At 59.5% G+C, this 13,408-nt stretch carries 16 protein-coding genes and 1 tRNA gene; 2 read left to right on the top strand and 15 right to left on the bottom strand.

All coding sequences use genetic code 11. The features are described 5' to 3' along the window. Positions 1-772: 772 nt before the first annotated feature. The 9 genes from ACR0FC_RS12770 to ACR0FC_RS12810 all read right to left on the bottom strand — a co-directional run bounded on the left by ACR0FC_RS12770 (position 773) and on the right by ACR0FC_RS12810 (position 6,795). Positions 773-2,203, bottom strand: a complete 1,431-nt coding sequence (locus tag ACR0FC_RS12770; protein WP_170340886.1) for a primase-helicase family protein — start codon at positions 2,201-2,203, stop codon at positions 773-775. Next, a complete protein-coding gene (locus ACR0FC_RS12775) occupies positions 2,203-3,138 on the bottom strand; it encodes a bifunctional DNA primase/polymerase (RefSeq protein WP_170340884.1) in 936 nt (311 codons plus the stop codon). Before ACR0FC_RS12775 ends, ACR0FC_RS12770 begins: the two co-directional genes overlap by 1 nt. A 108-nt stretch (positions 3,139-3,246) precedes the next feature. Continuing rightward, positions 3,247-3,618, bottom strand: a complete 372-nt coding sequence (locus ACR0FC_RS12780; protein ID WP_170340882.1) for a hypothetical protein — start codon at positions 3,616-3,618, stop codon at positions 3,247-3,249. Continuing rightward, the gene (locus tag ACR0FC_RS12785; RefSeq protein ID WP_170340880.1) at positions 3,615-4,190 is read right to left on the bottom strand and encodes a hypothetical protein; all 576 of its coding nucleotides are present in this window, start codon (positions 4,188-4,190) and stop codon (positions 3,615-3,617) included. Before ACR0FC_RS12785 ends, ACR0FC_RS12780 begins: the two co-directional genes overlap by 4 nt. Beyond that, a complete protein-coding gene (locus ACR0FC_RS12790) occupies positions 4,187-4,345 on the bottom strand; it encodes a hypothetical protein (protein ID WP_170340878.1) in 159 nt (52 codons plus the stop codon). The genes ACR0FC_RS12785 and ACR0FC_RS12790 overlap by 4 nt, the downstream gene beginning before the upstream one ends. Next, positions 4,342-4,545, bottom strand: a complete 204-nt coding sequence (locus ACR0FC_RS12795) for a helix-turn-helix domain-containing protein (RefSeq protein ID WP_170340876.1) — start codon at positions 4,543-4,545, stop codon at positions 4,342-4,344. Before ACR0FC_RS12795 ends, ACR0FC_RS12790 begins: the two co-directional genes overlap by 4 nt. A gap of 143 nt (positions 4,546-4,688) precedes the next feature. After that, a complete protein-coding gene (locus ACR0FC_RS12800; protein ID WP_170340874.1) occupies positions 4,689-5,153 on the bottom strand; it encodes a hypothetical protein in 465 nt (154 codons plus the stop codon). Beyond that, positions 5,150-6,508: a tyrosine-type recombinase/integrase gene (locus tag ACR0FC_RS12805; protein WP_170340872.1), complete on the bottom strand. Its 1,359-nt coding sequence runs from the start codon at positions 6,506-6,508 to the stop codon at positions 5,150-5,152. Before ACR0FC_RS12805 ends, ACR0FC_RS12800 begins: the two co-directional genes overlap by 4 nt. A gap of 211 nt (positions 6,509-6,719) precedes the next feature. Then, positions 6,720-6,795: transfer RNA gene (locus ACR0FC_RS12810), tRNA-Lys, on the bottom strand. Between the two features lie 211 nt (positions 6,796-7,006). Between ACR0FC_RS12810 and dapF the strand changes: the two genes are divergently transcribed. Together dapF and mtaB are read left to right on the top strand one after the other, a co-directional pair. Next, positions 7,007-7,849 carry a diaminopimelate epimerase gene (gene dapF / locus ACR0FC_RS12815; protein WP_170340871.1) on the top strand — a complete coding sequence of 281 codons (843 nt, stop codon included), beginning with the start codon at positions 7,007-7,009 and terminating at the stop codon, positions 7,847-7,849. Continuing rightward, positions 7,846-9,102 (top strand): tRNA (N(6)-L-threonylcarbamoyladenosine(37)-C(2))-methylthiotransferase MtaB, encoded by a 1,257-nt coding sequence (gene mtaB / locus ACR0FC_RS12820; RefSeq protein WP_170340869.1) that lies wholly within the window; start codon positions 7,846-7,848, stop codon positions 9,100-9,102. Before dapF ends, mtaB begins: the two co-directional genes overlap by 4 nt. 6 nt (positions 9,103-9,108) lie before the next feature. Here the strand turns inward: mtaB and ACR0FC_RS12825 are convergent, their stop codons facing one another. From ACR0FC_RS12825 to petA, 6 genes are all read right to left on the bottom strand, one after another. Further along, entirely contained in the window at positions 9,109-9,630 is a 522-nt protein-coding gene (locus tag ACR0FC_RS12825; protein ID WP_170340867.1) for a helix-turn-helix transcriptional regulator, read from the bottom strand. After that, entirely contained in the window at positions 9,627-10,202 is a 576-nt protein-coding gene (locus tag ACR0FC_RS12830) for a cytochrome b/b6 domain-containing protein (protein ID WP_170340865.1), read from the bottom strand. The genes ACR0FC_RS12825 and ACR0FC_RS12830 overlap by 4 nt, the downstream gene beginning before the upstream one ends. Before the next feature lie 6 nt (positions 10,203-10,208). Next, on the bottom strand, positions 10,209-10,460 hold the full coding sequence (locus ACR0FC_RS12835; RefSeq protein WP_170340864.1) for a PepSY domain-containing protein: 252 nt from the start codon (positions 10,458-10,460) through the stop codon (positions 10,209-10,211). 208 nt (positions 10,461-10,668) lie between these two features. Further along, a complete protein-coding gene (locus tag ACR0FC_RS12840; RefSeq protein ID WP_170340862.1) occupies positions 10,669-11,454 on the bottom strand; it encodes a cytochrome c1 in 786 nt (261 codons plus the stop codon). An 18-nt stretch (positions 11,455-11,472) separates the two neighbouring features. Further along, entirely contained in the window at positions 11,473-12,804 is a 1,332-nt protein-coding gene (gene petB, locus ACR0FC_RS12845) for a cytochrome b (RefSeq protein WP_093964026.1), read from the bottom strand. Positions 12,805-12,816: 12 nt separating this feature from the next. Further along, the gene (gene petA / locus ACR0FC_RS12850) at positions 12,817-13,377 is read right to left on the bottom strand and encodes a ubiquinol-cytochrome c reductase iron-sulfur subunit (RefSeq protein ID WP_093964025.1); all 561 of its coding nucleotides are present in this window, start codon (positions 13,375-13,377) and stop codon (positions 12,817-12,819) included. Positions 13,378-13,408: the final 31 nt, after the last annotated feature.

Below are 13,408 nucleotides of genomic sequence, written 5' to 3' on the forward strand. Positions count from 1 at the left end.
TCGCCGTTCTCGGCCTTGGACCAAGCAGCCACCAGAGCAGCTTTCCGAAGTAAGCCGTTCGTTACTCCAATGGTGTCAGTTTCCAGCCATTCAGTCGTTCGGGTCAGGTCTGGCGGTGGTCGGTTCTCGACGAGCCATTCGCGTGCTGCGCGCGCTGCGCGGTTGGGGCTCGGCCTTCCCGCCAGTCTCCGCGCCCCGTGCTTAATGCACCTTGGCGTGCCGTACATGGCCCAACCTCGGCAGGGTGTGCCGTCCCGCTTAATCGCGTTGCACCGCTTGTGTTTGCCGCTTCCGAAGCCATTCTTGCGAGCCATCTCGCGAGCCAGTGCCGGGTCACGGCTGACCGGACGCAGGTTGGCCAATTGCTTGGCTCGGACTTTCGGGTCAGTAGCGACCATTAGTTTGCTCGATTGCAATTTCCATATGTGCAAAATTCCACAGACCGCTTCTTTTGAACACCCTTTTGCGCATCCAGGTGCTGGCTAAATTGGTCCACGCGGATGGCGGCCGGGCCGGCGGCGGCAGAGAGCTTGGCCTTGGTCGAGCCGCTGACCTCTCGCACTTGGAAATATCGGCTCAATCATTCTGCCGCAGCCAAATACAGCATGATTTTCCAATCCAACCAATCCAACCAATCCAACCTAACTAGGCAAATCATTCTCGTATGGCGGGCTCTCTTTTGGGAAAGTGAGAGCTGTGTGTTAAGAAATGATGTAGCCACTTTGGGCGGTTTGGTCGGATCGCTGCCTTCTGATCCAACCAATCCAGCACTTCAGAACCCTAAAGCGGCCCGCAGGCTCTCCCGAGCCTCACTCCAATCGACTAGTTTGACTCTGCGTCCTCCGCCGCTTGGGCGACGGTCTTCTTGCACGGCTCCCATCTCGCGTATGCTCATCCAGAACCGTGTCTGATCCGGTGCTGCTTCATCGCGGCTCTTCTGCTCCAGCCACCCGCAATAGGCGCGGAAGACTTCAATTTTGTCGTATGTCCCATTCATATCGGGAATCGGCTTGTTATCGAGCCTTTGACCGTAGAGGATCTCCTCGCTTTCGATGCATTCCTTCCACCAACGAAAGACGCCGACAAGGCTTTGCTGACGGTGGCGCAGATACGCTTCAGTCAGTGGCCGGTCCCTTTGGGCGTTCCATTTAGAAACATCGCGATTGAGGAGGTAGTGGTAGACAATTGCGAGGCCACCATTGTCGAGCCATGCATTGAATTTTTCCCAGTAATCAATTTGCATGACCGATGCTAAAGTTGTGTCTTCAATGACATATCGACGATCCGAGGCATCAATGGGTGCCGCGTGTTCTTCGTTCGAGGTCATGCCGAAGGTGAGCATGTTGTCCACCTCGTATCCGTCGACACCCTTGGGTTCGATATGGAGCCTGTCGCCATTGATCTTGGCTTTGAGAATTGCTGCGCCCCCTCGGGCATGGCGGAACGTGACTTCATCCGCCTGCACGAACATCGCCCTTTCCTGCCATCCAGTATGCTTCTGGTAGAGCTGATTACTATCATAGCAAACATACCCGTGCACAGGTCCGAATATCATACGCAGCACGCGGAAGAGCGTCGTCTTGCCTGTTCCCGGTGGACCTGTGAGCAGGATCACGGTGCCGGTGGGTTTGGTGGGGTTTTGGACCGTCCATGCCGCCCAGTTAAAGTAGTATTCAGCAACAACAGGGTCTGTCAAAACCAGCCGCACGACATCCAGAAATGGCTTGGGATCGCCCGCTTTGGGTTCGACGCCCAGCCCTTGCCAGATGTTGATCTTGTTCCCGACGGCGCTTCCGGGTGGATGGCGGGGGTCACAGATGATCCCGTCAAACTCCCGTCTGTCAGGGGACCGAAGCCAGCGTTCACCGGCGCTGTTGGCACCCGTCTCGTGTTCGGTCATATTCCCAACGATTGCCGCGAAGTCCGGACGCGGAGACAACTGCAACCGGTTTTCGCGGAACCTACCGATCCTGATTTTTCCACCAGGGGTAAGAACAAACCACTCCTCGTTGATCCGGTTGATAGTGTTGTCTAACTTCGCCTCACGAGCCGCGCGGGAATAGGCCTTCACGGCTTCCTCAACCTGCTTCTTGGTCCGTCTCGGCTTCATGTTCTGCCAAAGGTTGTAGATTGGCCCAGGCCGGTCGATGTCTGGCAACCCGGCAATGCGCTCCGCCTCTGAATTAAACTCCTCATCGGTCATCAAAGGGCACCCCGCACCAGCGCGCGCATCTTAGCTCTCTCACTCTCGGTCAATGGAGTTTCCTGCCGCTTCAGGATCGCCCGAGCGGTGGCGCGCTCCTCCTCGCGCGTATCGATGGCGCGTTGGGCGCAGCGTTGGGCGGCCCTCTCCCCACCGGTCGCGAGGTGCCGGGCCTGCCCGTGTTCGAACCTCTGCATAAGCAGCCAGACGATTTCATCGTAGCTAAATCCGACCATCGATAGGAGTTGCGCCACTGCCAGATCGAGGCTCGACCGGCCCGATACTAACCCACTGTCATCTCCCGACCATCGCCGCGCGAGAGCTGGTTGCCGCTTCAACATCCGCATCAGCCTTTGGTCGATGTCTGTCGGATCGGTGGGTGGGGAGTAAGAGTTGACGCCGACGAACTGTTTAATGCCGCTGTGCCCGGCCATTAACTCCTCGCAAATCTCGGACGGCAGGATCGCGGGCATTCGACTGTCAATGACTTCGTATCCAGGCCCAAACGCAGCCCAGCCGCCCTCACCGCGACTGTCCAGGCCGGGCACGATGTCGTTACGGCTCCTTAGTGTCTTGAAGCGGGTTGAGAGGGCGTAGATGAAATGGCGGCCGCCGCTGACCGTCTTGTGCGTGCGAGTCGGCGGCAGCTTGCGTTCGTCCATCCATCGGTCAGCTTCGCCGCCGTCCTTGTAATCATCAGCGTCTAGCATGTAGAGGCCCGTCGTTGCCCCCATCGGGATGCCGAAGCCATTAGCGCCGTGCCAATCGAGGCGGTCAATGAACTGGGGCCATTGGGCATCCTTGTGCCCTCGTGTGCCTTTTAGGGGCGTCTTGTTCCATCCGCCTTTGCCGAGGTGTTTACTGGTATCCCAGTAGATCCGGATCGGGAAGGTCGGCAGCCCTGTAGCAAAGGCCAATTTTTTGACATCAATCATGAGCGTCGATCCATCGCTCACCTACGGAGCACGGCGACGAGGATTTCCTCGACTTGACGGAGGGCGATCAGTGAATGGTCGACACGCTTGCCGCAGACACTGCATCGGTCATTCATCGGAGCCTCCTGAGCTGCTTTTCAACCCCTCTTCTACGTCTCCGGTGGTCTCCCCCATATAAGAGCGAGTTGCGGCTGTGGAGGTCTCATGATGCGGATTTTGTTGCTCTCCGTGGATGCGAAAGCCCTTGGGAACGGCCCCCATGCGCAGCGGCCAAAGCGGGCAGGTCGTGCAGACGCATTTTCGAACTTCAGCGGCGCTTTCGTTGCAGCACTCGAGGCATTTGGCTCGGATAGCCTTCATGCCGACCAGATAGGGGGTGCTTTCCCACGCATCAGAAGAGATTTCGCGCGGATCGCGACCGATGAGTTGCCCCTCATCGACCTCGTAGGGCGAGCTTTGCAGGAGGCTGCTCTCACTCATGCCGCCACCTTTTCGGGCTTGTATCCGAAAGCGACGGTCGGGATCGTAGGCTCACCATTGCGCCAGACGTAGAGGCTATAATTATGCTTCCCGCTCACTGTCGTATTCTCAATCCACCGGAGCCGCCATGTCAGCTTGAGCTCCATGAAGAACCGCTCGTTCGTCACGAGGCTCTGCCGGCAGCGAGCGTGACTCCAGTCAGACCGCAACAGGGCCACCAGGTATCCGCCTTCCGGCAGGAGTCCCAAGCCATGACTTACGTGCGCGTCAACTTCTGAGTACGGCGGGTTCATGACGATATCTCTGAACCCAGGCGGCCCGGCATCTTGCTTCAAGAAATCGACGCCTGCCGAAATCGAACAAAGCTTGTGAGGATGATCGTAAAGATCGGAGGCATAGAACAACTTGCCTCGTTTCTTCAGTTCGATGGCGATATGGCCGCGCCCGCTACTGGGTTCCCAGACGCTCTCCAAATCGATCAGATCGAGGAGGAGTGGCACGACGAGTGGCGCATCGAGGGTCGGGTAGTAGTCGCTCTCGCGGCGGTCGAAGGTCGAATCGTGGATTGTCATTTGACGCCCCCATCATAGAGGCTGCAGCCGATGGCGCGGTTACCGTCATAATCGACCTTCAGACACATCCCCTCTGACACGGCGCAGAAGTAGCGCCCAACTTCATCGTCACCGGGGCGGGACCAGCGATAACTGTAAACTGCCGCGCCTCTCATACCACGCCTCCGGGGCGAACCAAACGGCGTTCCCGAAACGCATCAAGGCTCTCACGAGTGACGCGTCGGCCGCGCGGACCGATCTTGTAGGAACGAAGTTCGCCCTCCCGGATCAGGTCCCAAACTGTTCTGGGCGATACGGCAATCTCAGCCGCCGCCTCCTTGATCCGAAGATCTGGTTCACGTGCAGTAGTGGTCATAGATGCTCCTTTCAGCCCGCATTAGTGCGAGTTCAGGAACAACGGTTTCATGCCATGTAGTTGACGATCAACGAACAATGACAAGCTACACAGCCTGTCGGACAAGCTGTACAGCCTGCCGGTAGATCACGCAGTGTTTGGTGTCAGAATCTCTTTGAAAGAGTGCTGAGAGCGAGCGTTCTGCGGTTTTCCAGATCTTCTGTCTGCCACGAATCGAGGCGCAACTTTAGTAGGCCGCGGGCACGGTCCTTGTTATGCCCCGAGTCAGATAAGGCCTTCGGCCAAAGCCTCGCGGCCTCGGCCCAAGCAGCTTCACTTTTGATCTCGTTTTTTGACCTGGCTTTCTCTATTCCGTCGTCGAGCCTCCGCTGGCGACGTCGCAAACTGTACTCAGAGATTAGGCCTTCAAGACGCAGCTGCTCCAGGTGGTTTTTCTCAGAGCGCAACTCTTGAAGCGCAATCGATACCGATATCAGTGCGCATTTGACAGCTTCTTCGTCGTCAAAATCGAACGGGGCGGCTGCCTGCTCATTGTCATTGATTACAACAAATGAACCATCGCTATTGCGCCTAAGATATAGGCCGCCGATCTCGTACACTTGGCTCATGCTCGCGCCTCGCCGATCGACGTTACGTTCTCGGCCTCGAGGCCGGCCAGGTGATCGACCCACGCTTGGGTGTACCGGCGCGCAGCATCGTTATGCTCCGCAGATACATAGATATGGTCAGCGCCGTCAGACGGCGGTGTGTGGTTCGACAAGCGGTCGCGAATATCACGACCCCCACCATTCTCGGCAACCCAAGTAAGCGCCGCTCTGCGGGTGGCGTGGGAAGTAAACTCTTCCGAGATGCCAATCGCCTGCCGTTTACGCGCAAGTGTCCTGATCACGAGATGCTTGTCGGTCGGCCGGGTTGAGTCTTGCACCGAGGGAAAGACCAAGTGGGATGTCGACCCGGCCTCCCGGGCTTCAAGGCGCTCAATAGTCTGGCGTGCCAGCATCACGACATGCGCTTTCCCATTCTTCGACCGCGCCGCAGGCAGCGTCCAAGTGCCGGCTTCCAAATCGACTTCGGCCCACTCCATGGACGAGACCTCGCCGATCCTGGAGAAAGTCTCCAACTGGATACGAAGGACCTCGCCATGTTGCCCCAGTTGATTGAGGCCGCGGACGTAGTTGCGGAGTTCGCGCGTCCCCGGAGTATGCTGACGCGGGTTACGCTTGGGTAGCGTCACCGCTCCGACAGGATTAGGATGATCTGGCGGCAGCCAGGTTCCATCGAGCGTCGAGATTCTCCGTGTACGGCCGCTGGCCACGTTGAACATCGTCGAAAGGACCGAACGAACTTTTTCGGCTTCACGCAATGCGCCAGCATTCACGATGTTGGACAAGACAGCCTTGGCCACCTCATGATCAAATTCCGTTGCCGGCAGATCCTCATAGTATGGAACAATAAACTTGCCCAGGAGGCGTTCATCCTCCCTCGACGAAGACGCGGCTTTGGTCACCCGCGCATAGTCGGCGATGTATCGCTTGATCAAATTGCCCATGGTTAGGGTACTAGGAGATTTAGATGTAGCTAGCGTCGGCACATTACCTTCGAGCCGTTGGGCACGCAGGTCGCGCCACGTTTCACGAGCGTCCGCCGTAGACATCTTCGGGTAGCGCCCGAAATGGAGTTCCACTTGTTTCTTTGTGGCGGGGTCTTCGTACCGGTAGATCCAGACTTTGCCGGTGCGTTTCCCATGACGCATCACCAGACCCGGTCGATCCTTGTCCACCAATTTGCCGCCTATTGCCAACTGGCGGTACTCCAAATCGGACACATCCGTTACGCGGTCACCCGCGGCCAATGCGGCTGCCTTGCGAAGGGCTTCCCGCAATTCTCCGCGGACACCGGTATCCAAAGCAGCTTGGATGTGATTTGAAGCGCGCTCTCGTGCTGATAGGTTCGACTCAGGCATTGCCGGGATTCCTCAAGAGTTAGGCGATGTCGGGGTCAGCTGTTCCAGCAGCTGGCCCCAACGCAAACCTAAAGGTTCTTCCAGGTTTTTTCCAGATTTGCCTGCATTGTTGTGCCGAAACCCGCACAAACCCGCACTTTGCGCACCACAGATAGACGACAGAAAACCCCTCTATGCAGGGATTTTTTTCATATATTACTGATGTTTGCAGTGGTGAGCCGTGCAGGATTCGAACCTGCGACCCACTGATTAAAAGTCAGTTGCTCTACCAACTGAGCTAACGGCCCACTCTTTTCATCGGATCGTTGCGATCCGTGGCGCTGTCTAAGGCATTTTCCCGACCGGGTACAAGCCCTTTCTCGCACCGCGTTCCGCCTGAAATCATTGTGTTCCCGGCGTCCCGATAGGCGGCCTAATTAGGGTTGAGGCGGCGGGGGGTCAACCCCTTTTTTCAGGAATCTTCGCGCCGGGCTGGATTCATGTCTGCGGCAAGGCTATATGCCCGCCATGCAACAACGATCCGACACCGGTTTGCCCTTCATGAAGATGCACGGGCTTGGCAATGACTTCGTCATTGTGGACGCGCGCGCGCATCCGGTGCAGATCACGCCAGCGCTGGCGCGCGGGATCGGACACCGGCAGTTCGGGGTCGGATTCGACCAGCTGGCCGTCATCGAAAACGGCGAATCGGATGTGCACCTGGTGTTCTACAATGCCGACGGATCGGTCTCGGCCACCTGCGGCAACGCCACCCGCTGCATCGCCCGGTTCCTGATGCAGGAAAGCGGCAAATCCGAACTGACGCTGACCACCAGCCACGGCACGCTGCAGGCGCGGGACGCGGGCGACGGGCTGACCTCGGTCAACATGGGGCATCCGCAGCTGGACTGGGCCGATATTCCATTGGCCGAAGAGGTGGATACGCTGGAACTGCCGATCGAAGGTGGACCGGTGGCCACCGGCATGGGCAACCCGCATTGCACCTTCTTCGTCGAGGATGCCGAGGCGATCCCGCTGGAGGAATTCGGCGCGCGCTATGAGCATCACCCGCTCTATCCGCAGCGCACCAATGTGCAAATCGCCCAGATCATCGGCCCGGATCACATCCGCATGCGGGTGTGGGAGCGCGGCGTGGGCATCACGCTGGCCTCGGGCTCGTCCTCCTGCGCCACCGCCGTTGCCGCGGCCCGGCGTGGCCTGACCGGGCGCAAGGTGCAGATCGAGCTGGACGGCGGCACCATCTGGATCGACTGGCGCGAGGACGGCGTCTGGATGACCGGTCCCACCTGCCATGTCTTCTCGGGCACGCTGACGCCCGAATTCCTGAGGACGCTGGGATGAACCCGCCGAAATTCACCACGCTGGGCTGCCGGCTCAACGCCTACGAGACCGAAGCGATGAAGGAGCTGTCGCAGCAGGCCGGCCTGACAGATGCGGTGATCGTGAACACTTGCGCCGTCACCGCCGAAGCCGTGCGCAAGGCCCGGCAGGAGATCCGCAAGCTGCGCCGCGAGAACCCCAATGCCCGGCTGATCGTCACCGGCTGCGCGGCCCAGACCGAGCCCCAGACCTTTGCCGAGATGGAAGAGGTCGATGCGGTGATCGGCAACACCGAGAAGATGCGCCCCGAAACCTGGAAGGGCATGGCCGCCGATTTCATCGGCGAGACCGAGGCGATGCAGGTCGATGACATCATGTCTGTCACCGAAACCGCGGGTCATCTGATCGACGGGTTCGGCACCCGCTCGCGCGCCTATGTGCAGGTCCAGAACGGCTGTGACCATCGCTGCACCTTCTGCATCATCCCCTATGGCCGCGGCAACTCGCGCAGCGTCCCGGCGGGCGTGGTGGTGGACCAGATCAAGCGGCTGGTGGACCGGGGCTATAACGAGGTGGTGCTGACCGGGGTCGACCTGACCTCATGGGGCGCCGACCTGCCGGCAAGCCCCAAGCTGGGCGATCTGGTCATGCGCATCCTGAAACTGGTGCCGGACCTGCCGCGCCTGCGCATCAGCTCGATCGATTCGATCGAGGTGGACGAGAACCTGATGCAGGCCATCGCGACCGAGCCACGCCTGATGCCGCATCTGCACCTGTCGCTGCAGCATGGTGACGATCTGATCCTGAAACGGATGAAGCGCCGCCACCTGCGCGACGACGCCATCCGCTTTACCGAAGAGGCCCGCAAGCTGCGCCCCGAGATCACCTTTGGCGCCGACATCATCGCGGGCTTTCCGACGGAAACCGAGGCGCATTTCGAGAACTCGCTGAAACTGGTCACCGACTGCGACCTGACCTGGCTGCATGTCTTTCCCTATTCCAAGCGAGAAGGTACGCCGGCGGCGCGCATTCCGCAGCAGGTCAACGGCAAGGTCACAAAGGAACGTGCGGCCAGGCTACGTGAGGCGGGTGATACGCAGGTAGCAAGGCACCTGGCGGCCCAACTGGGCAAGACCCATCACATTCTGATGGAGAATTCTCACATGGGCCGGACCGAGCAGTTCACCGAAGTGACATTTGCGAACGCGCAACCCGAAGGGCAGATCGTGACTGCCGCCATCACCGGGGTTCGCGATCAGCAGCTGGTGGCCTGACGCCTCTCAGGCCGGCCCGTCAGTCGCCAGAAGCTCTTCCATGAAAACACTGATCAGTTGGGCCCGCCCGTCCACGCCGGCTTTTCCATAGATCGAAGCCGATTGCGCGCGAACGGTACCCACGGCGCGGCCTCGGATCCGGGCGATATTCTCATTGTCGACGCCCTTGAGGATCAACAGGCCCACTTCGCGCTCGGCGCTGGTCAGGCCCCAGCGGGTAAAGAAAGTGTCGATCACGGCGCTCATTTCTCCCTGCGCCGCGCGCAGGCCTTGTTTTGTCTGGTCCATTCGCGCCAGCAACCTGCGCAGCTCAAGCATGAAGAACAGGATGCCAAGGCAAAGAACGGTCGCGACCAGGGATTCCAAAACGAGATGCGCCAGAGGCTCGCTGCCATCGAGGTCCAGAATGGCGTCGCCCATGTAGAATGCGGCACATAGACCCTGAACCACGATCATCGCCGCCATCAGAACGGCCCGGCGTGCATCCGCGTCGCCGGACCGCAGGTTTTCGGTGATCCATTTGATCATTTGGTCGACCAGCCATCAGGAATATTCTTGTCCCCTGATACCATGGCTTTGACCAGTGCGACACCGGTTCGACGTTGGTCCAAAAGCACGCCAAGCACGTGCAGAACAACGCTTAGCATCAGCCAGTTGAACGCCAGCTCGTGCGCATCCTCGACCCAACCCACCCCGAAGAAGGCCGTGGTACCCATCATTATGCCTGTGGCGCAGATGACGCCCAACGTCATCCAGATGTTGTAGACCATCAGCGCGCCCAGTGGATTGTGCGACAGGTGAACCAACCGGTCGCCCCGTACGATCTCACGCACATGGCGGACCGCAGCATTTGGGCTGAACGGGAATGACGAGAACCTGGCCGGTGCCGGCCCAAGGACGCCCCAGGCCAGGCGCAGCAGAACCAGCCCAAGAACGGCATAACCGACATATCCATGCAACAGCCCCTCGGCGTCGGTCACAGCGACGTTGAGCAGAATGCCCAGAACCACCGACCAGTGGATCAGGCGGACCAAAGGGTCCCAGATCCGGATGGTGCGGGCGCCCTCGCGCCCGCCCTGGTGCTGGATTGACTCAGACATTGCCGGTCACTTGTCCTCGATCTTTTGGATCTTGCCGGACGCGGGATCCACATAGACCTCGGCCATCTGTCCGTCTTTCACGACATAGGCCTCGATTTCACCGTCCTCCATTTCGATCTTGCGCACGTCATAGCCAAGCTCGGTCAGAGCGGTGCGCACCTCGGTCTCTGTCTTGCCCAGTTCCGTATCCGGCGCCAGATCCAGAGCCAGAACGGGAGTGGCCACAAGCAACGCGGCTGCAAGTATGGGTAGTTTCATGTCGGGTCTCCTCGATTTCGATCCTGCGTCAGACCACCTGACGCTGTCGAAAACCTGAGCAGCCCGGCCCCGCCGATGCCATGCGCATTCCGCTTAAAAGCTGTGAATAAGCCCGCGCTGATGCCCAGTTCGGCGAGTTTCCGACCGTACAAAGAAAAAACCCCGCGCCGTGCGCGGGGTTGTCTTGCTATTGCAGGTGACCTTTAGGTCAGACCGACTTTTTGCCTTTGACCGGCGCCCACAGACGCTTGTTCACCAGGTAGAGAAGCACCGACATGATGGTCAGGAACAGTACCCCGACAAAGCCCGAGGCCTTGCGATCCATCATTTTCGGTTCGGCGGCCCACATCAGGAATGCAGCGACGTCCTGGGACATGGCCTCGACGGTGTTTTCGTGTCCGTCGGCAAACTCGACCTGTTCGTCAGACAACGGCGGACCCATCGAGATCCAGCCGCCCGGGAAAGCGGTGTTTTCGTACAGGATCGTGCCGGCCTCTTCTTTTTCCTTGCCGGTATAGCCGTCCAGCAACGAGGCGATGTATTCAGCGCCACCCATGCCTTTGACCAGCTGGTTGATCCCCAGACCGTAGGGGCCGTGGAAGCCTGCACGCGCCTTGGCCATCAGGCTCAGGTCAGGTGCGCCCACGGCATCGTTGGCCGGGAAGTGATCGGTCGGCCTTGCCGGACGGAAATCGTCCAGCTCGGGATCGAACACCTCGAACGTGCCGGCGGCATAAGCGATGACTTCTTCTTCCGAGTAGCCCAGCGCCGTGAGGTCGCGCAGCGGAACGTATTTCAGACCGTGGCAGGCGGCGCAAACCTCAGTATAGATCTGCAGGCCGCGCTGAAGCTGGCTCTGATCGTAAGCGCCAAAGGGCCCTTCGAACGAGAAGTCGAAGTCCTCGATATGCTGCTCGCCGCCCCCGGCTGCGGATACCGCAGCAGGAGCAAGGGCGATGGCAAACGCGGCACCGATTGCAAGTTTCTTGAACATGGTTTCCGGTCCCTCTTCTTACTCGGCCGGCGTGGCGTCGGCGTCAGCCTTGCCATAATGCGCGTTGAAGTCTTCTTCGATGGTTTCCGGCTGGGCATCGGGCTTTTCGATGACACCCAGGATCGGCAGGATCACGAAGAAATAGGCGAACCAGTAGGCGGACGCGATCAGCGAGAAGGTCGCATAGGGCTCTTCCGCCGGCATCGCACCCAGCCACATCAGGGCAAAGAAGTCGATGACCAGAAGGTAGAACCACCATTTGAACATCGGGCGGTACTTGCCCGAACGCACGGTCGAAGTGTCCAGCCACGGCGCCAGCGCCATCGCCAGGATTGCACCGAACATCGCCAGAACACCAAAGAACTTGGCGTCGATGATGCCACCGGTGATGAAGCTGGCGAACTGCACGACCCAGACTTCGCTGGTGAAGGCACGCAGGATCGCGTAGAACGGCAGGAAGTACCATTCGGGCACGATGTGCGCGGGCGTGACCAGCGGGTTGGCTTCGATGTAGTTGTCCGGATGGCCCAGGTAGTTCGGCATGAAGCCGACGATCGCCCAGAACACGACCAGGATGACGGCCAGCGCGAACAGGTCCTTGATCACGAAATAGGGCCAGAACGGCAGCGTGTCTTTCTCGGCCTCGGCTTTCGACGTGCGGCGAACTTCAACACCCGTGGGGTTGTTGTTGCCGGTGGTGTGGAAGGCCCAGATATGCACGATGACCAGCCCTGCGATGATGAACGGCAGCAGATAGTGCAGCGAGAAGAAGCGGTTCAGCGTCGCGTTGTCGACGGCCGGTCCGCCCAGCAGCCAGGTCTGGATCGCTTCGCCCACGAAGGGGATCGCGCCGAACAGGCCGGTGATCACGGTGGCGCCCCAGAAGGACATCTGACCCCAAGGCAGAACATAGCCCATGAAGGCGGTGCCCATCATCATCAGGTAGATCAGCATGCCGATGATCCAGGTCACTTCGCGCGGCGCCTTGTACGATCCGTAGAACAGACCGCGGAAGATGTGGATATAGACCGCCACGAAGAACAGCGACGCGCCGTTCATGTGCAGGTACCGCAGCATGTAGCCGCCGTTTACGTTGCGCATGATGTGCTCGACGCTGGCAAAGGCCAGATCGACATGCGGGGTATAGTGCATCACCAGAACGATGCCGGTGACGATTTGCAACGCCAGGCAGAAGGTCAGGACGATGCCCCAGATCCACATCCAGTTCAGGTTCTTCGGGGTGGGGATCATCAAAGTGTCGTATAGAAGACCGACAATGGGCAGACGGCTGTTCAGCCACTTCTCGCCGTTGGTCTTCGGTTCATAGTGATCGTGCGGGATACCGGACATGAGCGCGTCTCCTTAACCCAGCTTGATGGTGGTTTCGTCGAGGAACTCGGCGACCGGGATATGCAGGTTTTCCGGAGCGGGACCTTTGCGGATACGGCCCGCCGTATCGTAGTGCGATCCGTGGCACGGGCAGAACCACCCGTGGAAATCACCAGCGCCGTCGCCCAGAGGAACACAGCCCAGATGGGTGCAGACGCCCATCATCACCAGCCATTCGCCGGCTTCGTCCAGCGTCCGGTTTTCGTCGGTCGCGGGCAGGTTCGGCTTGTTTTCGTTCCGGTCGTTCTGATCCGGCAGATCCTCCAGCGGCACTTCGCGGCCCCAGTTGATCTCTTCTTCGGTACGGCGACGAATGAAGACGGGCTTGCCCAGCCACTTGACCGTGATCTGGGTGCCGATCTCGACGCCGCTGACATCCACGCGGATCGAGGACAGCGCCTGAACGTCTGCCGAGGGGTTCATTTGGTTGACCAGGGGCCACACGGCGGCTCCCGTTGCAACGACACCTGCGCCGCCGGCGGCGTAGTAGAGGAAATCTCTGCGGGTGCCTTCGTGGTCTTCTGCGTGGGACACGAGGTTTTCTCCGATTCCAGCGCCCGGCTAC

Source organism: Ruegeria sp. BB9, assembly GCF_056539345.1.